General features: G+C 67.4%; 28 protein-coding genes. 9 read left to right on the forward strand and 19 right to left on the reverse strand.

Annotated features, from left to right (window positions below; all coding sequences use genetic code 11):
* The first annotated feature begins 151 nt into the window (after positions 1-151).
* Positions 152-1,159 (forward strand): tryptophan--tRNA ligase, encoded by a 1,008-nt coding sequence (trpS, locus tag B141_RS0119915; RefSeq protein ID WP_026257395.1) that lies wholly within the window; start codon positions 152-154, stop codon positions 1,157-1,159.
* A gap of 11 nt (positions 1,160-1,170) precedes the next feature.
* Complete coding sequence (locus B141_RS41645) at positions 1,171-1,719, forward strand: 2'-5' RNA ligase family protein (protein WP_020576945.1); 549 nt, start codon at positions 1,171-1,173, stop codon at positions 1,717-1,719.
* A 29-nt stretch (positions 1,720-1,748) separates the two neighbouring features.
* Here the strand turns inward: B141_RS41645 and B141_RS41650 are convergent, their stop codons facing one another.
* From B141_RS41650 to B141_RS0119940, 5 genes are read right to left on the reverse strand one after another with little or no spacing between them, the layout of a single operon-like run.
* A complete protein-coding gene (locus tag B141_RS41650) occupies positions 1,749-2,297 on the reverse strand; it encodes a response regulator transcription factor (protein ID WP_337587610.1) in 549 nt (182 codons plus the stop codon).
* Positions 2,225-2,524, reverse strand: coding sequence for a hypothetical protein (locus B141_RS47600; RefSeq protein ID WP_157181134.1), 300 nt, complete (start codon positions 2,522-2,524; stop codon positions 2,225-2,227). The genes B141_RS41650 and B141_RS47600 overlap by 73 nt, the downstream gene beginning before the upstream one ends.
* Positions 2,521-4,077, reverse strand: coding sequence for a multicopper oxidase family protein (locus B141_RS0119930; RefSeq protein WP_020576948.1), 1,557 nt, complete (start codon positions 4,075-4,077; stop codon positions 2,521-2,523). The genes B141_RS47600 and B141_RS0119930 overlap by 4 nt, the downstream gene beginning before the upstream one ends.
* Positions 4,074-4,514 (reverse strand): hypothetical protein, encoded by a 441-nt coding sequence (locus B141_RS41660; RefSeq protein ID WP_020576949.1) that lies wholly within the window; start codon positions 4,512-4,514, stop codon positions 4,074-4,076. Before B141_RS41660 ends, B141_RS0119930 begins: the two co-directional genes overlap by 4 nt.
* Complete coding sequence (locus B141_RS0119940; protein ID WP_040421840.1) at positions 4,511-4,723, reverse strand: hypothetical protein; 213 nt, start codon at positions 4,721-4,723, stop codon at positions 4,511-4,513. The genes B141_RS41660 and B141_RS0119940 overlap by 4 nt, the downstream gene beginning before the upstream one ends.
* A 179-nt stretch (positions 4,724-4,902) precedes the next feature.
* Here B141_RS0119940 and B141_RS0119945 point away from each other — a divergent pair, with 179 nt between their 5' ends.
* The 3 genes from B141_RS0119945 to B141_RS41665 all read left to right on the forward strand — a co-directional run bounded on the left by B141_RS0119945 (position 4,903) and on the right by B141_RS41665 (position 8,045).
* Positions 4,903-6,045, forward strand: coding sequence for a sensor histidine kinase (locus B141_RS0119945; RefSeq protein WP_202805848.1), 1,143 nt, complete (start codon positions 4,903-4,905; stop codon positions 6,043-6,045).
* Complete coding sequence (locus tag B141_RS0119950; protein ID WP_020576952.1) at positions 6,042-6,701, forward strand: response regulator transcription factor; 660 nt, start codon at positions 6,042-6,044, stop codon at positions 6,699-6,701. Before B141_RS0119945 ends, B141_RS0119950 begins: the two co-directional genes overlap by 4 nt.
* Positions 6,702-6,932: 231 nt before the next feature.
* Positions 6,933-8,045, forward strand: a complete 1,113-nt coding sequence (locus B141_RS41665) for a YihY/virulence factor BrkB family protein (protein WP_020576953.1) — start codon at positions 6,933-6,935, stop codon at positions 8,043-8,045.
* On the opposite strand, the gene B141_RS45875 is transcribed toward B141_RS41665, so the two are convergent.
* On the reverse strand, positions 8,000-9,391 hold the full coding sequence (locus B141_RS45875; RefSeq protein ID WP_085944464.1) for a D-alanyl-D-alanine carboxypeptidase family protein: 1,392 nt from the start codon (positions 9,389-9,391) through the stop codon (positions 8,000-8,002). The two genes, B141_RS41665 and B141_RS45875, sit on opposite strands and share 46 nt — an antisense overlap.
* A gap of 110 nt (positions 9,392-9,501) precedes the next feature.
* Between B141_RS45875 and B141_RS41675 the strand changes: the two genes are divergently transcribed.
* Positions 9,502-10,464, forward strand: a complete 963-nt coding sequence (locus tag B141_RS41675; RefSeq protein WP_020576955.1) for a threonine/serine dehydratase — start codon at positions 9,502-9,504, stop codon at positions 10,462-10,464.
* Here B141_RS41675 and B141_RS0119970 read toward each other — a convergent pair whose 3' ends face one another.
* The 3 genes from B141_RS0119970 to B141_RS0119980 form a co-directional block, all read right to left on the reverse strand.
* Positions 10,465-10,722 (reverse strand): SCO4848 family membrane protein, encoded by a 258-nt coding sequence (locus B141_RS0119970; RefSeq protein WP_020576956.1) that lies wholly within the window; start codon positions 10,720-10,722, stop codon positions 10,465-10,467.
* 871 nt (positions 10,723-11,593) lie between these two features.
* Positions 11,594-11,824 (reverse strand): hypothetical protein, encoded by a 231-nt coding sequence (locus B141_RS0119975; protein WP_020576957.1) that lies wholly within the window; start codon positions 11,822-11,824, stop codon positions 11,594-11,596.
* 64 nt (positions 11,825-11,888) lie between these two features.
* Positions 11,889-12,197 carry a hypothetical protein gene (locus tag B141_RS0119980; protein WP_020576958.1) on the reverse strand — a complete coding sequence of 103 codons (309 nt, stop codon included), beginning with the start codon at positions 12,195-12,197 and terminating at the stop codon, positions 11,889-11,891.
* Between the two features lie 236 nt (positions 12,198-12,433).
* Here B141_RS0119980 and B141_RS45880 point away from each other — a divergent pair, with 236 nt between their 5' ends.
* Complete coding sequence (locus tag B141_RS45880) at positions 12,434-13,615, forward strand: hypothetical protein (protein WP_020576959.1); 1,182 nt, start codon at positions 12,434-12,436, stop codon at positions 13,613-13,615.
* A gap of 157 nt (positions 13,616-13,772) precedes the next feature.
* On the opposite strand, the gene B141_RS0119990 is transcribed toward B141_RS45880, so the two are convergent.
* From B141_RS0119990 to B141_RS0120025, 8 genes are all read right to left on the reverse strand, one after another.
* Complete coding sequence (locus tag B141_RS0119990) at positions 13,773-14,171, reverse strand: Imm1 family immunity protein (RefSeq protein WP_020576960.1); 399 nt, start codon at positions 14,169-14,171, stop codon at positions 13,773-13,775.
* A complete protein-coding gene (locus B141_RS0119995; protein ID WP_020576961.1) occupies positions 14,168-14,866 on the reverse strand; it encodes a DddA-like double-stranded DNA deaminase toxin in 699 nt (232 codons plus the stop codon). The genes B141_RS0119990 and B141_RS0119995 overlap by 4 nt, the downstream gene beginning before the upstream one ends.
* 40 nt (positions 14,867-14,906) lie before the next feature.
* Positions 14,907-15,878 (reverse strand): glycosyltransferase family 4 protein, encoded by a 972-nt coding sequence (locus B141_RS41685; protein ID WP_020576962.1) that lies wholly within the window; start codon positions 15,876-15,878, stop codon positions 14,907-14,909.
* Positions 15,879-15,965: 87 nt separating this feature from the next.
* Entirely contained in the window at positions 15,966-17,318 is a 1,353-nt protein-coding gene (locus B141_RS0120005) for a hypothetical protein (RefSeq protein ID WP_157181135.1), read from the reverse strand.
* Between the two features lie 72 nt (positions 17,319-17,390).
* Positions 17,391-17,576, reverse strand: coding sequence for a DUF397 domain-containing protein (locus B141_RS0120010; RefSeq protein WP_020576964.1), 186 nt, complete (start codon positions 17,574-17,576; stop codon positions 17,391-17,393).
* Positions 17,577-17,625: 49 nt separating this feature from the next.
* Positions 17,626-18,027, reverse strand: coding sequence for a DUF397 domain-containing protein (locus B141_RS41690; RefSeq protein ID WP_020576965.1), 402 nt, complete (start codon positions 18,025-18,027; stop codon positions 17,626-17,628).
* Positions 18,028-18,224: 197 nt separating this feature from the next.
* A complete protein-coding gene (locus tag B141_RS0120020; RefSeq protein ID WP_020576966.1) occupies positions 18,225-18,488 on the reverse strand; it encodes a hypothetical protein in 264 nt (87 codons plus the stop codon).
* Positions 18,488-18,829, reverse strand: coding sequence for a hypothetical protein (locus B141_RS0120025; RefSeq protein ID WP_237742744.1), 342 nt, complete (start codon positions 18,827-18,829; stop codon positions 18,488-18,490). The genes B141_RS0120020 and B141_RS0120025 overlap by 1 nt, the downstream gene beginning before the upstream one ends.
* A 603-nt stretch (positions 18,830-19,432) precedes the next feature.
* Here B141_RS0120025 and B141_RS0120030 point away from each other — a divergent pair.
* Entirely contained in the window at positions 19,433-20,440 is a 1,008-nt protein-coding gene (locus tag B141_RS0120030) for an NsdA family TPR-like regulatory protein (RefSeq protein WP_020576968.1), read from the forward strand.
* Here the strand turns inward: B141_RS0120030 and B141_RS0120035 are convergent.
* Both B141_RS0120035 and B141_RS0120040 read right to left on the reverse strand, forming a co-directional pair.
* Entirely contained in the window at positions 20,430-20,972 is a 543-nt protein-coding gene (locus tag B141_RS0120035; protein WP_020576969.1) for an NUDIX domain-containing protein, read from the reverse strand. The two genes, B141_RS0120030 and B141_RS0120035, sit on opposite strands and share 11 nt — an antisense overlap.
* Before the next feature lie 173 nt (positions 20,973-21,145).
* Positions 21,146-21,853, reverse strand: coding sequence for a hypothetical protein (locus B141_RS0120040; protein WP_020576970.1), 708 nt, complete (start codon positions 21,851-21,853; stop codon positions 21,146-21,148).
* 247 nt (positions 21,854-22,100) lie between these two features.
* On the opposite strand from B141_RS0120040, the gene B141_RS0120045 reads away from it, so the two are divergent.
* The gene (locus B141_RS0120045) at positions 22,101-23,075 is read left to right on the forward strand and encodes an ATP-dependent DNA ligase (RefSeq protein ID WP_040421874.1); all 975 of its coding nucleotides are present in this window, start codon (positions 22,101-22,103) and stop codon (positions 23,073-23,075) included.
* Positions 23,076-23,104 lie beyond the last annotated feature (29 nt).

Raw genomic sequence — 23,104 nt, forward strand, 5'->3', positions numbered from 1 at the left:
GTATACGTGGTCATTTTGGGGCAGCGGCTGTAAGCGGTCGGCGACTGGTCGCGAACGCGCCGTCGGGATCGATCAGTATGCCGCACGCCCCCTCCGTCCGGGAGTGGACGGGCGGTCAACCCGATCTTGTGGGGCTGGCACAATTCACATCATGTCGCGACCGCGCGTGCTCTCGGGCATCCAGCCCACCGCCGACTCGTTCCACCTCGGCAACTACCTGGGTGCCGTCCGGCAGTGGGTCGGGCTCCAGGACACGCATGACACCTTCTACTGCGTGGTCGATCTGCACGCGATCACCGCCGGCCACGACCCGGCTCTGCTGCGGGAACGCAGCCTGCGTTCGGCGGCCCAGCTCCTCGCGGCCGGTCTCGACCCGGAGCGCTGCACGCTCTTCGTGCAGAGCCATGTCGCGGAGCACTCCCAGCTCGCCTGGATCCTCGGCTGCCTGACGGGCTTCGGCGAGGCCAGCCGGATGACGCAGTTCAAGGACAAGGCGCAGAAGCAGGGGGTCGAAGGCGCCACCGTCGGGCTGTTCACGTACCCCGTCCTGATGGCGGCCGACATCCTGCTCTACCAGACCAACGCCGTTCCGGTGGGCGAAGATCAGCGGCAGCACCTGGAGCTGACCCGGGACCTGGCCCAGCGGTTCAACAGCAGGTTCGGTGAGACCTTCGTGGTCCCGGAGCCCTACATCCTCCGCGAGACCGCGAAGATCTACGACCTGCAGGAGCCGCACGCCAAGATGAGCAAGTCGTCGTCGACGCCGGCGGGAATCATCGAGTTGCTCGACGATCCCAAGGTGTCGGCCAAGCGCATCCGCAGCGCGGTCACCGACTCGGGGCGGGAGATCCGCTTCGACGAGAACGAGAAGCCGGGTGTCTCCAACCTGCTCACCATCCTGTCCGCGCTGACCGAGCGCGGCATCGCTGAGCTCGAGGAGTCGTACGCCGGCCGGGGCTACGGCGACCTCAAACGCGACGTCGCCGACGCGGTGGTGGATTTCGTGACGCCGTTCCGCGAACGCACGCTCGCCCTGCTGGAGGATCGGGAGAGCCTCGACAGCATCCTTGCTCGCGGCGCTGACCGCGCCCGGGCGGTGGCGGCTGAGACCCTGCGCGCCGTCAATGACCGTGTCGGCTTCATCTCCGCGAAGCGTTAGGTGGCCGCCGCGTGCGCACGATCGGTGTCGCCATCGCGATTCCCGAGCCGTACGGCGGGGAGCTGCAGCGTTGGCGAGCGGCACTTGGTGATCCGCTGGCTGACGCCATCCCGACCCACGTGACCTTGCTGCCGCCGACCAAGGTGCGTGACGAGGAGATGCTCGCCATCGAGCGGCACCTGCTGGCGGTGGCAGAGTCCTCCCGGCCGTTCCTGATGCGGCTGCACGGCACCGCGACCTTCCGGCCGGTCTCGCCGGTGGTCTTCGTCGCGCTCGCCGAGGGCATCTCCTCCTGCGAACGCCTGGCCGACGGCGTTCGCAGCGGGCCGCTGAACCGGGAGCTGGCGTTCCCCTACCACCCGCATGTCACCATCGCGCACGACCTGCCCGAGCACGTGCTCGACAAGGCGTACGAAGCGCTCGACGGCTACGAATGTGCGTTCAACGTGCAGGCTTTCAGCCTCTTCGAGCACGGTGCCGACTCCGTGTGGCGGCCCCAGCGCGACTTTGCCCTGGGTGGCCCGCTGCCCGGCCCGATGCTCGAGCCGCTCGACATCTGATCCACTCGCTCGGCACCAGAGCCGCGGGTTCACCGGGGCGTGACGAACCCCGACTCGTAGGCGGCGATGACGGCCTGCGTGCGATCCCGGGCGCCGAGCTTGGCCAGGATGTTGCCGACGTGGGTCTTCACCGTCTCCGGACTGACGTACATCCGTCCGGCGATCTCGGCGTTGGACAGGCCCTCGGCCATCAGCCGGAGCGTCTCCGCCTCGCGTCCGGTGAGCGGGTGCGGCGGGCGCGGCGTGCCGTGCCGGGCGGCCAGGCTCCGGATCGCCGCGGGGAACAACAGGGAGTCGCCGCTCGCGACGAGCCGGACCGCCTGCAGTATCTCGGCCGGCCGGGCCCGCTTGAGGAGGAAGCCGCTGGCGCCGGCGCGCAGCGCCTCGTAGACGTATTCGTCGTTCTCGAACGTGGTCACCACGAGGACCTTCGGCGGGTCGGCCACCGTGTCGAGGAGAAGCCGGGTGGCCCGCAGGCCGTCCAGCTCGGGCATGCGGACGTCCATCAGTACGACATCCGGCCGGAGGTTCCGGACCAGCGGGACCACCTCGGCGCCGGTCGCGGCCTCACCCACCACGGGGTGAGCGCCTGGGCGACGAACCCGGTGTAGACGACACCGAACACCCAGGGCCGCACCGGGCTGTCCGGTGACACCGCGGCGTTGCCGGTGGTCGCGACGAACACCCCCGCGAGTGGGCCGACCACGGCGATGGGTGCGAGGAATCCGGTGCCCAACCAGATCGGGAACAACACCAACCACGACGGCAGGCCGACTCGACCGGTGACAACGGGTCCAGCTCTCAACTGACGTCGATGTTGGCCATCATCGCCATGTCCTCGTGCTCGAGGTTGTGGCAGTGCATGACGTACCGGCCGCGGAACCCGTCAAAACGCACCAGGATCTGGACTACCTCATAGGGGCGAACGTCAACCGTGTCCTTCCAGCCGGTGTCCGAGGCACGCGGCGTCCTGCCGTTGCGGCTCAGAACCTGGAAGTGCCCGAGGTGGACATGGACCGGGTGGTGGAAGTCGGAGGTCAACGTCCACAGTTCGGTCGTACCGAGTTCGGGACTGGCCAACGCGCTGGCCGGGTCGAACGGTTGCCCGTTGATCATCCACAGCTTGCCGTGCGGGCCGGGGCCGCTGAGTCTGAAATCGAACCGGCGCCTGCGTACCGCCTGGTCCGCCGAGAGGCGGCGGGCGTCGGCGAGTGTGGCCGGTACGGCGCTGTCGTCCCTGGCGCGGCGAGTGATGTGGAAGCGCATGACATCACGGGTCGTGCCGGCACCGAGATGGTTACGCAGCACCACGTGGGTGCCGACCGGGTATGCCCCGAAGTCGACGATGACGTCGGCGCGTTCGGCGCTCGCGAGCACCAGCCGGTCCAGCGGCTGCGGTCGGGCGAGCAACCCGACATCGCTTCCGATCTGGGTGAACGCCGCTCCCGACGGTGGTGGCGGGTCCAGGCGAAGGTCGAACCGGCGAGCGTTGTTGGCGTTGAGGATCCGCAGCCGGTACCGGACCGCCGCAACCTCGGCTTGCGGCCACGGCGCCCCGTTGACGAGGATCACGTCACCTTCGACACCCTGGTGGTAGGGGCCGGTCACCCCCGGCGTACCCAGCAGTGACGGATCGGCGGACGGGTAGAGCATCGAGCCGTCCTCGCCGAACGCGCGGTCACAGATCAGCAAGGGAATCTCCCGGTCGCCGCGGGGCAACGGCAGTGCGTCCTCGACAGCGTCGCGAACGAGGAACATGCCGGCAAGTCCGCGGTAGACCTGTGGTGCGGTGAAGTCCATCCGGTGGTCGTGGTACCACAAGGTGGCGGCTGGCTGGTCGAGCGGAAACTCGTGCACGAACTCCGCCGGAGTGAGCTTCCACGCCGACGGAGCGTGTGCGGCGTGGGCACCGGAAGGTTCGAATCGCTCGGTCAGCTGAGGCGGAACGACCAGATGGGTGGGATAGCCGTCGAACTCCGGCGGGGTGACGCCGCCGTGCAGGTGCGTCGACGTGGGGACGGGTAGCTTGTTGACGACCCGCACTTTGATCGGCTGCTGACCACGCACATCGAACGTCGGTCCGGGAAACACGCCGTTGTAACCCCAGATTTCGGTACGGGTGCCCGGAATGATCTCCACTCGGGCCGGCTCCTGGACGAATTCGTACGTACCGTCACGGGTGGGTTCGGCGGTCGCGGGGACAGCCAGCGGCACGGTGAACGGCGTTGGGAGCCGGAGCCGACTGGGGAGTGGGACAGCGCTGCGTTCGGTGGTGAGCGACCCGCAGCCGCTCACCCCGACAGCGGCGGTCGCGAGGGCACCGAGAAAGCCGCGCCGGGACAAACGTCGCGACGTCATCGTGCTGCCCCTCGTTTCCGGCTTGGGCGGCGGTGACGCAGACGCGGAGACCACAGCGTGATGAGGAACGCCACCGACAACCCGAACAGCAGGACGCCGAGCGGGATGTGCAGCGCGACGACGCGGGCGTACCCGAGCCCGGCCTGCAGTTCGGCCAGCACGAAGGCGGCCGCACTCGCGGCGATCGGCCAGGCGGGACCCCGACCCGGACGCCACACCAGAATCGCCGCGACGACCTGGAAGAAGAGCAGCGCGACCAGGAACGACGCGGTGGCGCTGTGCAGGTCGAGCATGCCGACGTCGCCAGTGACGAACAGCCCGGCAAAAACCGGTTGCGCGAGGATGAGGAGGGTGACGAGCAGCGCGGGGCCGCGCAACGACCACACTGCCCAGCGGGGTACGAGAGCCACGGATTGTCGTACCAACGCGGTGGTCATGGTGCGTCCCGCGACTTCCGATCGATGATCACGGCGATGACCGCGCCCGCGACGCCCAGGACGGGCATCACCATCCCCAGGAGGATTCCAGCGCTGATCGAGATGTCCCCGCCGCCGGCCACCATCGGTCGGCCGAGGGCCGAGGTCAGCAAGGCGCCAGCGACCAGGCCGATGAACAGACCAAGGATGGCCACCCCAAGTGTTCTCATGATCTGAGAAGGTACGCATGAGCCGGCCGCTGCGTCGTCCCTCCTGAATCAACAATCGGGTGTCGCAGCTTGGGGTATGTGTCTTCGCGGCGAGTACGTCAGCTGTCGACATCAAACCGGCTACCGACGAGATTTCCCAGGACCCGTTGCCGCGTCGACTACGCTGGCTGGGCGTGGGTGTGAGCAGACGACAGGTCGTGCTCGACGCCTGCCTCGGCGGCGTCGTGTCACTGGTCGTCGCGGTCGCGATCACCGCGAACGTCGGTGGGAGCCGTGGACCCGACGTCGGTGCGTACATGTTCGCGGTGGGTCTCGGCCTGTTGATGCTCGTCCGGCGCCACCATCCCTCGCTGGCACTGCTCGCGACTGCCGTGGGACTGACCGGCTACTACATCGCCGACTATCCGCCGATCGGGCTCGCCGTACCCCTCGCCGCCGCGCTCTACTCCGCTGCTGAACACGGCAAGGTCCTGCTGGCCACCAGCACGGCCGTAGTCCTGGTGGCGGCATCGAGTTTCTTCCGACTGCGCGAGGGTACGGCGCTCGGCTACCTGTTCGGCTACGAACTGCCGTGGTCAGTGGCAATCATGGCCGGCGCCATCGCGCTCGGCGACGGCGTACGGAACCGCCAGATCCGCACGGCGCAACAGCGTCAACGCGAGCAGGACCTCCTACGCACGAGCCAGCAGGAAGCCGTCAGGGTCATCACCCAGGAACGCCTGCAGCTCGCTCGCGATCTGCATGACGTGTTGGCTCACACCACGACGATCATCTCGATGCAGGCCGATGTCGCCCGTGAGGCGCTCGACGACCGCGATGTCGACGCCACGCAGGCCGCTCTCGCCGTCATCCGCTCCGCTAGCGGACAGGCCACTCAGGAACTGCGCTCCACGGTCACTCTGCTACGGCAGCCGGCCGAACACACGCCGCGTGCCCCGGTGGGCACCCTGGAACATCTCGACCGTCTGGCCGCCGCCACCACCGACAGTGGGCTGCCCGTCGCCGTTCACCTCGAGGGGCAGCAAGCACCGCTGCCCACCGTCGTCGACGTGACGGCGTACCGCATCGTGCAGGAGGCGCTCACCAATGCCGTACGCCACGCCAACGCGACCCACGTCGATGTGTACCTGCGTTATCGGTCCGACCGTGTCGACATCGCCGTGAAAGACAACGGCCACGGCGGTGGTACGAGCACGGACGGTGGGCACGGGTTGGCCGGCATGCGGGAACGGGCGGAGTTGGTCGGTGGCACACTCACCGCGACGGCGGCCGACGACGGCTTCGAAGTCTCCGCCTCACTGCCGATCGAGGGAGTGCGATGATCCGCGTGGCCATTGTCGATGACCAGCAGCTCGTTCGTGCCGGACTACGTGCGCTGCTGGAACGCGCGCCTGACATCACCGTCGTCGGCGAAGCAGCCGACGGAGAGGACGCGCGGGCACTCTGTCAGGAGCAGCGCCCTGACGTGGTCCTCATGGACATCCGGATGCCCGGAACGGACGGCATCGAGGCGACCCGCCGCATCACCGGTGACGAGCAGCTGGCCAACATCCAGGTCATCATGCTGACCACGTTCGACACCGACGAGCACATCTTCGACGCGATCAGCGCCGGAGCCGCTGGGTTTCTTCTCAAGGACGCACACCCAGACGATCTGCGCCGGGCCATCCACGTCGTCGCCGGCGGCGAGGCCTTGCTGTCGCCTGCTGTGACTCGCCGGGTGATGAACGCCGCCGCTCGCACGGTCGTCCAGCCGCCCCGCACCGACCTGGTCGCCGGGCTCACCGAACGCGAGCGAGAGGTGCTCTATCAGATCGGATGCGGTCGGTCCAACGACGAGGTCGCCGCCGAACTCCACATCACGTCGGCCACCGCGCGCACCTACGTGAGTCGCCTCCTCAGCAAGCTCCACGCCCGCGACCGCTCCCAGCTCGTCGCGCTCGCCTACCAGGCTGGCCTCCCTCAGCTCAGGAACTGACTGGACAAGGGCACCGGGCATCACGTCGAACGGACGGGTCGGCGCCCGAGTCCGCACCCCGTTGTTCCAACTCGGCATCGAGCGCGCCCAGATGGAGGAGGACACCGGCAAGTCCACTCATGTCGGGCGTGACCGGCGGCGGCCCAAAGGCGAAATCGCCTACGGCCTTTGTAGGGGAACCAAGGACGTCAAGATCTTTGGTCGGGTCGCACACTGGGTAGCGGTGATGTCATGCGGGTCAGCCAGATCAAGCAGCGAGTCGAGGCGCTGGTCGGGCGTACCCGCGAACGCTCCCGCCTCCTCGATCACCTCGCGCGGGCTCTGGCGCACTACCAGGCGGTCCTGGGGAGCCAGCTCGCGGCGGCCGCGACGTACTTCGCCTTCCTGTCGTTCTTTCCGCTGATGGCACTGACGTTCGCCGCGGTGGGGTACGTCGTGGTCTACGTGCCGGGCGCCGAACGCCAGGTCACCGCCGCCCTGACCGCCGCCTTCCCCGGCATGATCGGGACGGGCCCGAACCAGATCAACGTCATGGCGATCGCGAGCCAGAAGGCCGGCGTGGGGATCGTGGGTCTGCTGGTGCTGTTGTACTCCGGCCTCGGCTGGATCTCGGCTCTGCGGAGCGCGCTGCAGGCGGTCTTTGAGGCCGTGGCGGTCAAGAAGCGGAACTTCCTTGTGAACAAGGCCCATGACCTGCTCGTCCTGGTTGCCGTCGGGATCATCCTGGTGATCTCTGTCGGGCTAGGTACGTCGGTGACCGGCTTCACCGACACTGTGCTGCGTTTCCTCGGGCTCGCCGGGGCGCCCGGTGTGCGCTGGTTGCTCGTGGCGGCGTCGATCGTGGTCGGGATCGGAGCCAACACGGTGCTGTTCTTCACGCTGTACCGCCTGCTGCCCAGGCACGAGGTGCCGGCGAGGGCGCTGTGGCAGGGCGCGCTCCTTGCCGGTGTGGGGTTCGAGATCCTCAAACAGCTGGCCAGCCTGGTGATCGGGAGCGTCACGAGCAACCCGTTGTACGGCGCGTTCGCGATCATGGTCGCCCTGCTCATCTGGATCAACTACTTCGACCGGCTGGCGGTCCTCGGTGCTGCGTGGGCGGTGACGGCGGCCACCTCGCCGGCCACCTCGACGGAGCACGCGGAGGATGCCAGCGCGGTAGCGACGACGCGCGGCGAGAAAGCGGGAGGGCGCGCGAGGAACGCCGCGACGCACGCGGTGTCGGCGGTGTGTGGAGCGCTGGCTGTCGGCTGGCTCGCGGCCAGGAGGAGGCGGGCCGTGAGCGCTGAGCGCTCCGCGTCCTACGGAACCCGTGCCGCCGGGGCTCGCCGCCGCGTGCGGACGTGAGAGTAGACGCGGAGCCCCGCGAGGACGACGAACGCGGCACCGGTGACCCAGATCCACAGCGGCAGCCGCTGGAGGGTGTCGGGAAGGATAGTCACGCCCGGACGCACCGTGCGCGGGACGGCCCCAGCGGTCGGGGTTTCCTGCGTCTGCGCGGTGGCGCCCGTGGGCGAGTGCGAAGGAGCGCTGGTGGGTCCGGGGGAGGCGGTCTGGGGAGTGAGGTGGGTGGCCGCGGCCAGCGCGACCTCGTTGGCAGTGACGAGGGTGCCGACGGGTTTGGCCTTCTCCGCGACGGTGAAGCCCCAGTCAAGGAGCTTGCCGGCCTTCTCCCAGGACGGCCGGTCGGTGCGCATCAGGGACACCACGAGCCTTCGGCCGCCACGCTCGGCGGCGCCCACGAAGGTGTTGTGTGCCTGGGTGGTGTAGCCGTTCTTGACGCCGATCGCTCCGGGGTAGTTGGCCAGGAGCTTGTTGCCGTTCTGGATCTGGAACGTCTTGCCGCCCCGGCCCGGGAAGTTGTACCGCGGCGTCGTGGCGTACTTGCGGAAGTCCGCGCGGCCCATGCCTTCCCGCGCGAAGAGCGCGAGATCGTACGCCGAGGAGACCTGCTTGGGCTCGTCGAGTCCGCTGCTGTTGACGGCATGGGTGTCGAACGCGCCGAGCCGCTTGGCCTCGGCGTTCATCAGGCGTACGGCGGCCCGCATGCCCCCGCTGGCGTTAGCGAGCGCGTTGGCGGCGTCGTTGCCGGAGGGAAGGAACAAACCGTAGAAGAGTTGGTCGATGGTGTAGATGCTGCCGGCTTCGACGCCGACCTTGCTGCCCTCCATGTTGGCGTCAGCCTGGACCGCGGTGTAGCGGGCACGCTTGTCGAGGCGGGGCAGAAGCGCGATCGCGGTGAGGGTCTTGAGCGTGCTCGCCGGGGGGAGTTGGGCGTGGGCGTTCTTGGCCGCCAGGATCTCGCCGGTGTCCAGGTCAGCCACGACGTACGACGCGACGTCCACGTTGGGCGGGCGCACCGGAGCCTTCGGGTCGACGACGACCGAACCCGTCTGGCCAAGTGCCGCACCGCCGATTGATTCGGTGAACGGGTTGGCCGGGTTGGTGCCGGTGGTGATACCTGGCGTGGGCGTACCCGTTGGGGCCGTCGAGCCAGGGGGTGCCGTCGCTGGTGCTGTCGTGGCCGCCGGACCCGGCTCGAGGGCGAGGCTCTCCGCTCGGGCGGTGCCTGGCGCGCCGACCGGCGCCGTGGGCGGCATGGCGACAAAGCCGAGCATCACAAGCAGGGCAAGGAGGCCGGTTGTCGCCGCCTGCGCGGCGCGGAGACACCCTGGGGGCAGATCCGGGGACATGGTGTCGCACAGACTAGTACGCCAGCGTTGAATGCGTTTTGCAGCGCGCGTGAATAGTGGATAACCGTTGAAACACAGTCAGCAGGACCTCGCCGCAAGGAGAGCGACCAGTGAACGCGACCGATCCCGTTGTGTTACCAAGCGCTACCGATCTGTATACCGCTGCTGCCCGGGTGGGCGGAATTGTCCGGCGTACTCCGGTGTATGAGATTGACGGGCAGGAGTTCGGTGTCGCCGGCGCGCGGGTCATTGTCAAGCTGGAGTTGCTCCAGCACACCGGATCATTCAAGGTGCGCGGCGCACTCAACACCCTGCTCGCGGGACCGGTCCCATCTGACGGCGTCGTCGCGGCCTCGGGCGGCAACCACGGGGCGGCGGTCGCCTGGGCCGCTGCCCGCGTCGGCGTACCCGCGAGGATCTTCGTGCCGTCGACCTCGCCGCCGGTGAAGGCCGCGCGGGTCGCGTCGTACGGCGCTGAGGTGGTCGTCGTCGACGGCTATTACCCGGACGCGTGGGTGGCGAGCCAGAAGTGGGCCGAGGGCCGGGCCGTCGCGCAGATCCATGCGTACGACGCTCCGGAGGTGGTGGCGGGACAGAGCACACTCGGCCTGGAACTCGCCGAACAGGTGCCCGAGGCTTCGACGGTCCTCGTCTCGTGCGGGGGAGGCGGGTTGTTCGCCGGTGTCACCCTGGCGATGGGGGAGACCCTGCCGGACAGTCGGGTGGTGCCGGTCGAGCCGGAGCGTTGCCCGACGCTTCACACTGCCCTGGTGGCCGGCTCGCCCGTCCAGGCGGAGGTGGGAGGCGTCGCGGCCGACAGCATGGGCGCGGCCGCCGCCGGGCGGATCGCCCACGCGGTCGCGAGCCAGCACGGCGTACAACCCGTGCTCGTGCCGGACGACGCGATCGTGGCGGCACGGACGTTCCTGTGGGAACGCTGCCGCATCCTCGCCGAACCCGGTGGTGCGACGGCCTTCGCGGCTCTGCATTCCGGCGCGTTCCGCCCTGAACCCGGCGAGACGGTCGTGGTGGTCATCTCAGGAGCGAACACCACGGAACTGCCCGGGTCCTAGCTAGCGGGAGGCCTGGCTTCCCGTAGTGCTTTCCGGGGCGTTTTCCCGGCCGCGCTCCGCGCGCCAGGCCTTCGCGCCGAGCACGCCGAGACCAGCCGCGATCCCAAGGTTGACGATGATCAACACCGTGTGGGCGACGTAGTAGCCGGTCGGGCGTCCCTCGGTTTTGGCGAGGTTGCGGATGAAAGTGGCGTACGTGATGACGTTCCAGGCCGCGACGCCGAGGAGGAACGCCGCGATCTTCCGAGTGATGCGCACGGCTCCAGTATGTGGGTGACCCACAACCTCGGGACGGGCTGGTGGCGCCGTGTCCCTTTGTGAGTCATCTCAGCGTCGCGAACCCTGCTGACGCACAGGCCCGGAAGGACCTTGAGTTTCGAGGAGATTCCTTCATCGTGAAGGCAGCGGGAGCTGACTTGGCGGAGGTGTCTCGGCTTCTATGCCGAAACTCCTCCGCCAAGGCATCGCAACCTCGGTGGGCGATCTCGCATAGTGAGCAGCTCTCGAATCAGTCCAAGATCCTTTTCTTGAGTGCCGCATCTCAGGATCGTGGAGACTCCGGGGTGCTATGACCCCTGGAGTTTCCACGGTCTTGCTGAAGTGCGGCAGATGTGCGACCGGTTCGGGTCCTCGTGCGCCGAGTCGTCACCGAGCGAGCTGAATTGAGGGTGCTTCGTAGGGAGTTGCCGCGTGAGGTGGCGGTCGTCTCGAATGGCGTACACCTGGTTGTATCAGATAGTGAGAAAGTCAGGCTTTTGTCTCGCATTGTGTACGCCCCTGTAGGGGCCTCACGCGGCAATTCCCCACCTCGCTAGGCGAATTTACCTTGCCTGGTGGGAACTTGCCCCGCCTCGTACCGCAGAAGGTGTACACAATGTGAGACGCCACCCGCGGCACCTCCCCGATTTGGCGAAAGTGCGGCGCCTGATGCAGCAGGCAGCCGATGCGAGTTTGAATAAGCTTTATATGGCGCGTGCTTCGTGGAGGCATGCCGCGTTCGGTCGCGCCCTGGATGGATTACCGGAGCTTCAATCAGATCCAGCACCTTCCCCATCATGGCGGCCGCGCTCAGACGGGATCGCGTGGAGTTCAGGGGAACCTGGCCGCAAGGAACGGTTGACGCCTCTCCTCAGACGGCGTCTGAGAGGGTCTGTCGCGCGTAGCTGGACAGCCGCCACTGAGCCCAGGCGGCTGCTGGGCAAGGCCAGTCAAGTTCGCAGAGGAGGCAGTGCGTGCTCTGAAGGACCGGTCGCGGGATGATCCGCCACCTCCAGCGGACCCCGACCCGCGACCGGTCCGGTCTGTGCGCCACGTCGAGCGCGGCGGCGTAGTTGTCGATCGCGGCCTCGGGCCAGCGCACGGATCCCAACCCTGGAAGGAATGTCAGAGGTAGTTCGGGTGGCTTCACAGCGACTCCCAAAGTTTCACAGGGACTCCCCGAAAGGTGGCTCGACCAGTCGCTTGACCCAGGCGAGGAGGGCCTCCAGGTCGTTCGCGTCGGCGACCGGGCGGCAGCCGGTCTGTCGGAACACCCATCGGCCTTCCCAACGGTCGCAGCGTAGGACGACCGAGAGTTCGGGCAGGGAGGGAAACGGAACCTCCAGGGCGTACTGCTCGCCGTCATGGCCGACACGTGGAAATGCTTGGTAACCGGCGGTCTGAAGGGACAACTCGGCGGCCGCTATCTGGCGTTCCCGCTCTGAGCGATCCGGGTTCGGGTCTTCTGCTGGCATCGTCTGAATGACTTCCTTGTCACGCAAAGGATGTGACGTGCCGACTGCGGCGAGAATCCAGGGCCGTCGTCGGCGAATCAGCTATGGGTGTTGAGTCTCTGGCGCGCGCGTCTGACCTCGCGAGGTCCTACTGAGGGCCTCGTAAGGACATCACGCGGACCTCGCGCGGACCTACGGGGCGCGCGGCTGGAGTTCGGGGGTGGGGCAAGCAAAACTGTCCGCCGTAAGGAGGCGGGATGACGCGCGGACGTTCAGCCATCCCTCGCACCGTCCTGGAGCAGCTGATCTGGCAGCGCGACCAGACCTACGACGAGGTGGCAGCCGAGTTCGAGCAGGTCGCGAGCCAGTGCGGCGAGCGCGGCGCGAGCATGTCGGCACGGCACCTGCGGCGGCTCGCGTCCGGACAGCGGACCGGCACCACACCCATCACCAGACGGGTGCTGCTGAAGATGTTCGGTAGGCCGGCCGCGGAGTTGCTCGTGCCCCCGCAGGCGACCGTAATTACGGCCGCAACCACGGCCGCAACCACGGCCGCAACCTCAACCTCCGCGGCAAGCTCAATCGACCCAGCGACCGCGACCTCCGCTGGCATCTCCGCGGTCGAACGACTCGCTCGGGGCGAGGAGCAGGAGGTGCTGGAGCTCGCCGCCCGGCGGGCCCGCAGGTTCGGGTTGCGGGTGGGCGGAGCCAGTGTCGACGACGAGAGCATCCGGACGGTCCACCACGACGTACGCCACCTCGTCCGCGCCTACCGCCAGCGCCCACTTCCGGAGATTCTCGGACCGCTCGTCGATGCCCAGGGGGCCGTCTTCGAGCTCCTCGAGCAGGGGCCCAAGCCGGCCCACGCGCGCCGGCTGCACTTCCTCGCCGCCGTCCTGTCGGGCATGTTGGCGAAGGTCTCTCACGACCGATCTGACGCACACATGGCGATGACGCACGCCCACACGGCGTTCATCTGCGCCGACCGCGCCGACCATGACGGCCTGCGCGCGTGGGTACGCGGTCTGCAGTCCATCGTCGCGTACTGGACCGGCCGGCCGTACGCCGCGATCAGGTACGCCAAGGCCGGCGCCGCCTTCGCCACCACAGACGGCAACGGCCTCGCCGTCTGGCTCAACGCCAGCAAGGCGCGCGCACTTGCCGCGCTAGCGGCGCTGGCGGACGACGCGACGGCGCGGGCCGCCGCCGAACGAAACGAGCGCGAGCAGGACCAGTCTCTCCTCGACGATCTCAACCAGCTTGGTGAGATCTCCTCGCTCGGCCCGCTGCGCCAGGTGCATTACGTCGCCGACGCGATCGCCTGGCTGCCCCGGGATCTCCAGGAGGAGATCGAGATCCTCACCCTCACCGTCCCCCAAGATCAGCCCGAGAACTCACCCCCGGATGCCAGGGCCGGCGTGCCGCCGCCGGGCGGGTGAGGACCGCTGCCTCGTCGCTCACGGACGCGTGGACCGCGAGCATGGCGTCACACGGCAGCTCGTCTTCCTGCCGGTCGGGATCTGGCGGTCATACGTCCACCACAAGAAGGCTGGCGAGGCTCGCGCACGCCGCGGCTACGGAGATAGACCGGCCTGCCTACTCGGCTTCGATCCACTCGACATTCGTCGGCCTCTGGCCGGTGCGGACGAACTCCCGCGCCGCCTCCCGTGCGGTCTCGACGGGGATGCCGCGACCTGGTGGCCGGTGGCCCCAGTCGTTGCCATACCACCACTCGGTGGGCTTGTCGCTGTCGAGGTCGCCGACAACGTGGGCGTTGTCGAAGTTGAGGAACGAGAAGTCCCGACCGACCCCCAGGGCCAGGACAGGACCATCCCAGGCGGCTGGGGTGAAGACGTAGACGGCGTAGGGCACCTGGTCCTGCTCGGCCTCTCGGTTCACCTCGTCCAGTGCATGGTCAAGCTCGTCGACCGTCGACACCTCGGTTTGGGCAGGGCCGTCGCCGTATTCGAGTAGGTACTGGACCGGTTCGGTCACTTCTCGTTCTCCAACCCTCGATAGACCTGCTGGAACCCGCCTGGCCCGTAGATTGTCAGCTTCGCACCTGGCGGAAGCATGTGCGGGAGAAGCACATGGCGGCTCGGCTTGTACTTCTCCGCATTCTCAGGGGTGTCCCTGTCGAACGGACACACGGCCCTGTTGATGTAGAGCGTGCATTCCTGCCGGTTCTCCTGACGCATCTGCGCGGCCGCGTGCGCTTCGACGTGGGAGATGACCATGAGTTCTGATCGCGGTAGCCGAAGGTTCCGCCAACCAACCTCGCTCGCCGGACCCTCGTAGCCGCTGGGCTTGGGCTGGTCCCAGATCAGCGCACCTTTCCCGTCCGCGAGCAGCCCGTGAGCCTTCGTGCCCTTCCCTTCCAACGCCTCCGGCAGCCGCTCAGCGATCTCGGCGCTGTACGGTGCCGGCCGGTCAGCATCGCGCCGCTCCGAAGCCTCCGGCGGTTTCGGCTTCTCCGGCTCCTTGGTGGGTCGGTCGGGGCGGGTGACCTTCGCGATGTCCGCGTACCTCAGCGGGTCGAAGAACGGCCGGTCGGGGTCGGCAGCGTTGCGGTCGCGGATGTGGCGGGTTGCCACGACCTCTTCCTCGAACCGGCACTTGAAGTCGTCAGGCCTGCGGTCCGATCCCGTGTCTGGCCGATCCTCGCCGTAGCGCCCCAGTTCGCCACTCATGGCCGCGATCTTGGCACGGCGTACGCATTGCTGACTACGGTCACGAAGTAGCCTGTGCCGCTTCGAATGCGTCAACCGCCTCGCGCCACTGCTCCAGGTGTCCCTTCGTGATCTCGGCTAGCTCTGTCGACCGGGCGAGAGCGCGTGAGCTGGCCTCCTCCCATCCCTCGGGCTGCAGGAGCCGGGATAGCGCGGATTTCCAGGCGTCGAGGTCGTCTGTGGGGCAGAAGGTGCCGGCGTCCCCGAGTGCTTCGCGGAGACCGTCGGTTGGCGCGGCGATGGTGGGGATGCCAGAAGCTGCGGCCTCGACAGCGCACCGTCCAAACGACTCGCTCTTGCTTGGCATCAGCAGGATTCGCGTCTGACTGTAGACGGGGCGCATGTCATCGACGCTAGGGGAGACGGTGACGTTGGGCAGGTCGCGGACGTCGGGCTCGTCGTAGCCGAGAACTCCGAGAAACGGCACGTCCGGGAACTCCTCCGCCAGGGCGTAGAAGATGTCGCTCCCTTTCCACGGGCCGAGGTTGACCAGGGTGACCGCCGGGCCAGGCTGGGTGCGGTACTCGGCCGGGTCGATGAGCGGGTAAGTCACCAGTCTGGGGCGGGTGTACTCGGGGAATTCCGCCGACAGCCAGTGGCTGTTGAAGATCGCGAGGTCGCAGCGGCGGCGCAGAAAGCCATGCTCGCCCGTGTCGCCAGGGAAGTTGCCGTGGATGAGCTGGACGACGGGGATGTCGTAGGTCTCGCCGACGTCTGTGGTGAAGAAGGTGCCCATGAGGTGGGTGATGAGCAGGTCCGCCGACCGCAGCCGTTCTACGGACTCGGGGCTGTCCTTGTCGGGGAGGACTCGGGCGCCTTCCCACTCGTACGGATCGCTGAGGCCGTGACCGTCCCAGCACACCACCGACACCTCGTGTGGGTCGGTCAACGGCCGCAGCAGGTCCCGCAGCGCCTTCTGCGCCCCCCACCGACCGTCCGGCATGTACTCGTTGGAGTACGCGACGATCCGCATGCAGACTCCTCCCTTCACGTGGGCCCTGCCGGGCCACGTCACCCTGTGTCTTCATAGTCGGACAGATTGATGTCGTCGAGAGTTCGGCTACTCGATCGCCTGGATGCGCTTCAGCACGCGCAGGAAGGTTCGGGTGCGGCGGCTCACGACGCTGTCTTGAATGTCGCCCCGAGCTGCACCCGAGGGCCGGTGGGGGCCGGCGAACGGGCACGTCAACCCGGTCGCGAACGGCGGCGCAGGCGCGCCGTACAGGCCGGCCTCTACCCACCGGGCGTGGCGCTCGTCGTAGGCGGACCACTCCTGCCAGTCGGCCTTCTGGGCGTGGTCTCGGATCAGACTTAGCCGGCTCACTGCGTCGGGGTGAAGCTGAAACCGCCCGGAATCATCCCGGCCGACCAGTCCCGGCAGGTAGGTGCCGTGGAAGATGCCGCTCCCAGCCAGCGGGGACGCCGACCAGAGGGTCAGCGCGTTCACTAGGTCGTCGGCAACCAGCTGCTCGACCGCGCCAACGGGATCGTGCTCATAGCCGGGCAGGCTCTCACTGGTCAGCATCGCGACCGCGATGGCGATCGACTGGTCCCCGTCCTGCAGGGAGGGGACGATGCTTTCGCGGACGCTCGGAGACTGGTGGAAACGCGCCCGCACCGTGTGGATCGCCACCAGGTCGTGGTGCAGGTCCGCCTGGCGCACTGCCGCCTCGCGGAATGCCTCGTCCTGCTCCGTGAAGGCGATCATCAGGTTGACCGTCCGGAGGAGGTGGGTGGCGAACTCGACGCCGTACTCACCAATGGGTAGTTGCATCCAGGCGACGAGATCGGAGCCGCGGGCACCGGTGTCAGCCGTGACGAACGACCCGTGCCGAGTGGTCGCTCGCGCCCACAGTGCCCGGTCGATCCAGATCTCAGGCCACTGGTAGGCGATCTTGGCGGCGGTGAAGTCGAGCGTGTACCAACCCCGCGCCAGCTGGGCGTCGTGGACCGCGAGGTATTGCCCCCACGCGGCCAGATCCAGCTGGGTGCCGATCCGGTTCCGTAGTTCCCGCAGCCACCGGCCGTGGACCTCCTTGTCCTCGTCCTGCGCCCGCCGGTACATGACGCCCGCAGGGTGCACGAACCGCTGCGGCCAGAACTCCGCCATCACCCGCCGGGCCTCATCGTCCGTCGACGGCATGAGAGGCACTCCGGCGTCATCGCGGGGAAGCCGCAGTAGAAGAGTCGGAGGCAGGGCCGCAAGCGAGTACGGGATCGGCCCGTCGACCGGGAACCGGGTGGTGCGCTCGTGAAGCTCAGCCGGTGTCCACGAATCGACCGCGGCCTCCAGCCGCTCTGCATTCTCGACCAGGCACCCGCTGAACGCCTCCCGCAGCGCCCTGCGGACCGGCTGCCCCCGCTCGTTCAGCTTCCGCCTGATGACGGCGGGTGGAGGAAAGGACCTGCTCAATTCGAACCTCATTGTTCGTGGCGCCTGGCTGGTGCCCCGAGAGGAGTCACCAGCCAGGCCACCGCAACGGCTTCAGGCGGACTTGACCGAACTCGTGAAGGCCTTCCATTCCCCAGCGGGGAACGTCAGAACAGGCCCCTGACGGTCCTTCGTGTCGCGCACAGCGACACCCCCGTCAACGGGAGCGACCTCGACACAGTTCTGCTGGTGCACGGAGAAGGACGACTTACGCCACGCGGCGTTCTCGAACTTCTGCATTTCACCTCCTTCGTAGCTGAATGGCCGAGTGACGGGTCAGACCGTCGCGTTACCCGCCGGGGACGTGTGGCGGGTGGTCGGAGAAGTCGAATTCGCCAGCGTTGACTCCGCGCAGGAACGCGTCCCACTCACCCGGAGTGAAATGAAGCACGGCTGATTTCTCGCCCTGGTTGGCGTCGCTCATGTGGAAGCCAGAGTCATCGTGGTCGACCTTGATGCTGGTCTGAGGCGCCATGCCTTCCCTCCCCATCGGTGTGTGCCAGGGGTGTCCGGTCTTCGTCCTCGGAGCAACTGGGGGCAAGTCGCTCCGACTGCGAAGCGATCTGCTCAGGCTGGCCTCCAGCCACCCGCTGGCGCCGTGGCCGGCGGAGATGGAGTGGCCGGCGGCCTCGACCTGCTCGACGTCGATCAGGTACGACGAACTGCCATTACCAGGGGTGCTCTCGTGCATCAAATTGCCCTTCTTCGTTGGGCCCGGCTGCATCCGGGCAATGTGGTGTTGCTGAACCCCTTACCGACTCTGTTGGCGGCTGGGGCGTCTCATGGGTGTAGGCCCGGGACGTCCGGGGGGCGCGGTACGCCCCGGGCCCGACAGGGACCGCCAGCCGGTGGGGAGTGTCCAAGCGGCGATCCATCCAGGGGCCCGTGTCAGGCGAGCGGGTGCAACACCAGCTCGGCCATGCGGGCCTGCGGGCACATCCACGGCCGTCCGCAGGAGACGCACCAGGCGTCCCGCAGCGCGGGGACGGGGATGATCCGCCGCCTCCAACGGATCATCAGGCGTGCCCGGTTAGGGCGGTGAGTGCGTTCGAGTTCCTCGGCGAGTTCGCGGACGCGGCTGGTCCCGTACTCGCGGACGAGGACAGCGACGGAGATGTCGGCGTGCGACTGAGCGGGGATGATGGCGGCCATCAAAACGGCCGGGGATCCGGGAGCAGATGCCGCATATAGCCGATCACGCCGTCCAAGTCGTCGCTGCGGACAGCCCAAGCGAACGAACGGATAAAGCTCCAGCGGGCGTCGCCATCGTCCGTGACCGTGCAGTAGAAGGTCACGCCACTGTCGAAGGGGAGCTTCGGGTTCCTGGCATGGACTCCCCAACCGTGCATCGTGTCGTAGCTCAGCTCTACGTGCCAGCCCATCTCATCGGCCAGCCGGTCACGAAGCTTGCACGCGTTCTGCTCGCTGATCGCCAGGTTCGCTTCCAGGCGCCGGCAAACGCGGGCCTCGGCCTCGCTGTACGTGATCCCCACTGAAACCTCCCCCGTGAGGTGCTGCAACTGCGGCTGCGTCCTCACGTTCGGCGATGAGTTGAGCGACTTCGCCGGCAACCCTGTGAAGGGTCGCCACCACGCGCTCTTTGTCCACGACACGACGACACCGCATTTCGTGACGCTGCATAAGGCGCGCGTAAGGGGAGGGGGAGTGCACGGGGGGCGCGTGTTTTGGCGATACATGGCAGGAAAGGCCAGACCATGCCAAACTGCGCATCTGAGTCCAGGAGGACAACGATGGGACGTTGCCCGAAGCAGCCAAACCGCGTGCTGGCCGAGCTCGTCGATGAGGCCGGGCTCACCCATAAAGGGCTTGCCCGTCGCGTCGTCGAACGCGGCCGTGGCATCGGCCACCAGCTGAGCTACGACCACAACTCAGTTCGGCGGTGGCTTGAAGGAGAGCAACCCAGACCGCCTGGGCCGGGTCTTATCGCGGCTGTACTCAGCGAGGCACTTGGTCGTCGGACGACGCCTTCCGACTGCGGAATGCATGCCGATGGCGAGCAGGTAGACCTTGGGCTTGAGTTCCCCCTGAGCTGGACAGAAGGCGTGGACACGGTAACGGCGTTGTGGAGAGGTGACGTGGAGCGCCGAAAGGTCTTGACCGGCATCAGCTATGCGGTCGCGGGTTACACAGCGGCATCGATGCGGTGGCTAACGCTCCCCGGCCCCGACCATCCGGCCTCTTCTGGACGGCGCAAGGTGGGTCAGTCCGATGTCGAGGCGCTCCGGTCCATGATCGGTACGTTCCGCGACCTCGACAACCGCGTCGGCGGCGGGCGGATTCGCCAGACGGTCGTCCAGTACCTCCACAGTGAGGTGTCTCCGCTTCTACGCGGTCGGTATACCGAGCAGATCGGCCGCAGCGTGTTCGCCGCAGCCGCCGAACTGACGAAGCTGGCCGGTTGGATGGCGTACGACGAGGAAGAGCACGGTCTCGCTCAGAGGTACCTCATCCAGGCCCTGCGGCTGGCCCGGACCGCGAATGACCACGCCCTCGGAGCGGAAGTTCTCGCCGCGATGAGTCACCAGGCGACCTACATCGGCCGCCCCGGCGACGCCGTCGACCTCGCCCGCGCAGCCCAGATCGGTGCGCGGAAGGCAGGTTTGGCTGCATTGGAGTCTGAGTGCCACATCGTGGAGGCTCACGGACACGCGGCTCGGGACGATGCCTCCTCCTGTGCAGGCAGCCTTACAGCAGCGGAGAAGGCCTTCGAACGGTCCGAGGCGACGGCACCGGAATGGCTGACGTACTTCGATGAGGCGTATCTGTCAGCCAAGTTCGCTCACTGCTTCCGTGAGCTCTCCGACGACCGCCGGGCAGGCTATTACGCCGAACGGTCTCTGAACATGTCGGACGGATATCGCCGCGGCCGGGCCTTCAATCTCTGCCTGCTCGCGTCCGCTCGCGCCGCCGAGGAGCCGCTTGAAGCGGTGCGGATCGGTGATGAAGCGATCAGCATCGTCGAGGGACTTTCTTCCCGGAGAAGCCTCAGCTACCTCCGTGACCTGCGGCGCCGTCTCAGCCCGCACAACGGGCTGCCTGAGGTTGGAGAGTTCTGCCGCCGCGTCGCAGCCCTCATGGTGTGAGACTGAGCGCACGGTAGATGGCGACCACGGTGGCCGCACCGACGATCTCGCCGGTCTCGATCATCTCCGCGGCTTCCGTCAGTGGTATCCAGCGGACGGCTTCGGCCTCGTTGATGTCCGGATCGGTGTCCACACGGTCCGCGCCGCGAGCCAGGTAGATCTCCTGCGACTGGTCGAGTGATCCGATCGATGGCTGGAACGTCACTAGCTTGGTCATCGTCCGGGGTCGCCAGCCAGTCTCCTCCTCGACCTCCCGCGCCGCGGCAGCAGCGACATCCTCGGCGTGGTCGACATAGCCACCCGGCAGTTCCCAGACCCACTGATCAATGATGAAGCGGTGCCGGTACATGAGTAGGGCGCGCCGTTGGTCGTCGAGGACAAGGGTCATCGCACACCGAGGCATGCGGGCGACGTACTGAGTGAAGTGCGTTCCATCAGGCAGCTCCACATCGACCGTCGACAGCCGAATATGCCGGTTCTCATCCACGACCCGCTCGCCGTGGATCTTCCACTGCGTACGCGCGAAGCTCACCCGCGGACAGTACCCCACAAGGGCATCTGCGCTGAACTTGTAGATAGCCGCAGCGAGACGTCGCGCGGATGCGGCATGATCGTCGACACGTCTGGGGCGGGCCGCCCTCGCCACCGCCGGCCGCGCCAGCTTTGGAAGTGGGGCGGAGGCGTCGGAAGCTGCACCCCGGACGTTTAGCCTCCCCGCAGTTCCTCGTAGGCAGTAATGGCGCGCCGCACTGCGTTGATTGTGCGCTGTGTTGCGACGACTGCTACGGCGTCGCTCCCTTGGATCAACGCCAATGTGCGCCCCGAGGGGTCGAACGGTGCTTGCTGCTCGGCCCCTTGCACCAGAGCCCACTGCTTGGCGTGGGCATATCCCGAGTAAAAGCGATAGAGGAGCTGCGGCTTGGCGCCCTGCCGTGCCGCCTCGTAGAGGTCGAATAGCTCGACTGTTGCGGGCACCTGGAGGGCGAGAATTGGGTCTCCCCGTCGGTTCTTGCGAACGAGCCCGAGCCCGCGATGGTCGGCGGCGGCGATCAGATCGGCCAGCCGCTCGACGGCCAGCTTGCCGGGGGGCGTAGCGACGCGACCGGCCGCCTCCTCGAACTTGCGCCGCTCCTCGTAGTCAGCAGCAGCCGCTGCAACGCCCCGTGCGAGGCGTGTGTCGGTGTCGATCGTAGGCTCGGTGAGCCAATACGCCAGGAGTGCGGCTTCGTGTGCGGTGCGCAGGAGGGACAGGTGGGCGTAGGCCGGCATCTCTCCGGCGAGAAGCATCGTTCGCCATGCTCTGAGGTGATCTATGGCGGCGCGCATCGCCGTTGCTGCGTGGTCATGTGCGTACGCACGCAGCTTGTCCGCCAGGTCGACGCTCGCCTGGCTGCCTGCTGTTGGCAGCGTCACGACAGCAACATCGAGTCGCTTCCAGAGCTGATCAACCCCGGATAGTTCTAGTTTGCAGTGTTGCCAGCGCTTTCGGGTCAATAGGCGCCCAAACAGGTTCCCCGGGGCGCTCGATCTGCGACACGCACACGATCATCCACGATCGGCTCCTGTGCACTTGTCGTGGGCCGCCACCTGGCTAGCGTGCTGGGTTCCATCGACGGACACCTATTGTGCTTGTGTGCACGTCAGGCTTCCGGTGGAGCCGGTGCTCGCACGCAGCATCGATCATCTTCCCGCGCCAGGTTCCTGCCCGGGTGGGTGCCTGTATGAGCCGAAGTGGGACGGATTTCGGGCGATCTCTATCGTCACGGACCAAGGCGACACACGAATTGCCAGTCGGCGTGGGACGGACCTGACAGGCGCGTTTCCGGAGATCGTCGGCACGTTGTTCGCCGTGGTGCCGAAGGGCTCGTGCCTTGACGGGGAGGTTGTTTGCTGGACCCGCGGCAAGCTGGACTTCTCCGCCCTCCAGCTCCGCTACGCCAGGCGCGCCAGGGCGCGCGACCTGGCGAAGGTGGAGCCGTGTCACCTGGTTGTATTCGATGTCCTCGAACTCGACGGGTGTGATTACCGACGGGAACCCTTGACCGCGCGCAGGCGGGTCCTGGAGACGCTGCTCCACCGCGTACGACCAGGTACCCCGCTCGCACTGGGCATGCAGACGAGCGATCTTGCTGTAGCGGAGGGGTGGTACAACGATCTCGCCGTCGTGGGCGTGGAAGGGCTCGTGATCAAGCCGGCGAGGAGCAGGTACGAGGAGGGCCGGCGCCTCTGGTGGAAGTACAAGGCGAGGGTGACAACAGAGGCGATCACCGGTGGGGTCACTGGGACGCTACGACGGCCGCAGTCCCTGATCCTGGGCCGCTATGACTCCGAGACCGGACGGTTGCGGGTCGCTGGGAGCACGACCCGCCTATCGGATCGTGAGGCGGCCGAGATTGCCGCTGAGCTCACGCCGGCTGGTGGTCGGCACCCATGGCCCGAAGAGCTGAACATCGGCTGGCGCGGCCCCGTCCGGTATGTGCGGGTCGAGCCGACTGTCGTGGTGGAGATCAGCGCAGACATCGCGACCGACCGTGGTCGGCGGTGGCGGCACGCCGTGCGCCTGCTTCGGATCAGGGACATGCCGGTGGAGGATGTCCCCCTCGACCTCGATGTGGAGACAAGGGAGCAGCCGTAGGTCTGCCGCATGCGTATAGCGGCTCCAAC

Source organism: Actinopolymorpha alba DSM 45243 (assembly GCF_000373925.1).
GTDB lineage: Bacteria > Actinomycetota > Actinomycetes > Propionibacteriales > Actinopolymorphaceae > Actinopolymorpha > Actinopolymorpha alba.

Excerpts from the sequence above, each read along its gene's own strand:
- trpS (WP_026257395.1), top strand. The coding sequence starts at position 152 with ATGTCGCGACCGCGCGTGCTCTCGGGCATCCAGCCCACCGCCGACTCG.
- B141_RS0119930 (WP_020576948.1), bottom strand. The coding sequence starts at position 4,077 with ATGACGTCGCGACGTTTGTCCCGGCGCGGCTTTCTCGGTGCCCTCGCG.
- B141_RS41660 (WP_020576949.1), bottom strand. The coding sequence starts at position 4,514 with ATGACCACCGCGTTGGTACGACAATCCGTGGCTCTCGTACCCCGCTGG.
- B141_RS0119940 (WP_040421840.1), bottom strand. The coding sequence starts at position 4,723 with ATGAGAACACTTGGGGTGGCCATCCTTGGTCTGTTCATCGGCCTGGTC.
- B141_RS0119950 (WP_020576952.1), top strand. The coding sequence starts at position 6,042 with ATGATCCGCGTGGCCATTGTCGATGACCAGCAGCTCGTTCGTGCCGGA.
- B141_RS41665 (WP_020576953.1), top strand. The coding sequence starts at position 6,933 with ATGCGGGTCAGCCAGATCAAGCAGCGAGTCGAGGCGCTGGTCGGGCGT.
- B141_RS45875 (WP_085944464.1), bottom strand. The coding sequence starts at position 9,391 with ATGTCCCCGGATCTGCCCCCAGGGTGTCTCCGCGCCGCGCAGGCGGCG.
- B141_RS0119980 (WP_020576958.1), bottom strand. The coding sequence starts at position 12,197 with ATGCCAGCAGAAGACCCGAACCCGGATCGCTCAGAGCGGGAACGCCAG.
- B141_RS45880 (WP_020576959.1), top strand. The coding sequence starts at position 12,434 with ATGACGCGCGGACGTTCAGCCATCCCTCGCACCGTCCTGGAGCAGCTG.
- B141_RS0119995 (WP_020576961.1), bottom strand. The coding sequence starts at position 14,866 with ATGAGTGGCGAACTGGGGCGCTACGGCGAGGATCGGCCAGACACGGGA.
- B141_RS41685 (WP_020576962.1), bottom strand. The coding sequence starts at position 15,878 with ATGCGGATCGTCGCGTACTCCAACGAGTACATGCCGGACGGTCGGTGG.
- B141_RS0120010 (WP_020576964.1), bottom strand. The coding sequence starts at position 17,576 with ATGCAGAAGTTCGAGAACGCCGCGTGGCGTAAGTCGTCCTTCTCCGTG.
- B141_RS41690 (WP_020576965.1), bottom strand. The coding sequence starts at position 18,027 with ATGCACGAGAGCACCCCTGGTAATGGCAGTTCGTCGTACCTGATCGAC.
- B141_RS0120020 (WP_020576966.1), bottom strand. The coding sequence starts at position 18,488 with ATGGCCGCCATCATCCCCGCTCAGTCGCACGCCGACATCTCCGTCGCT.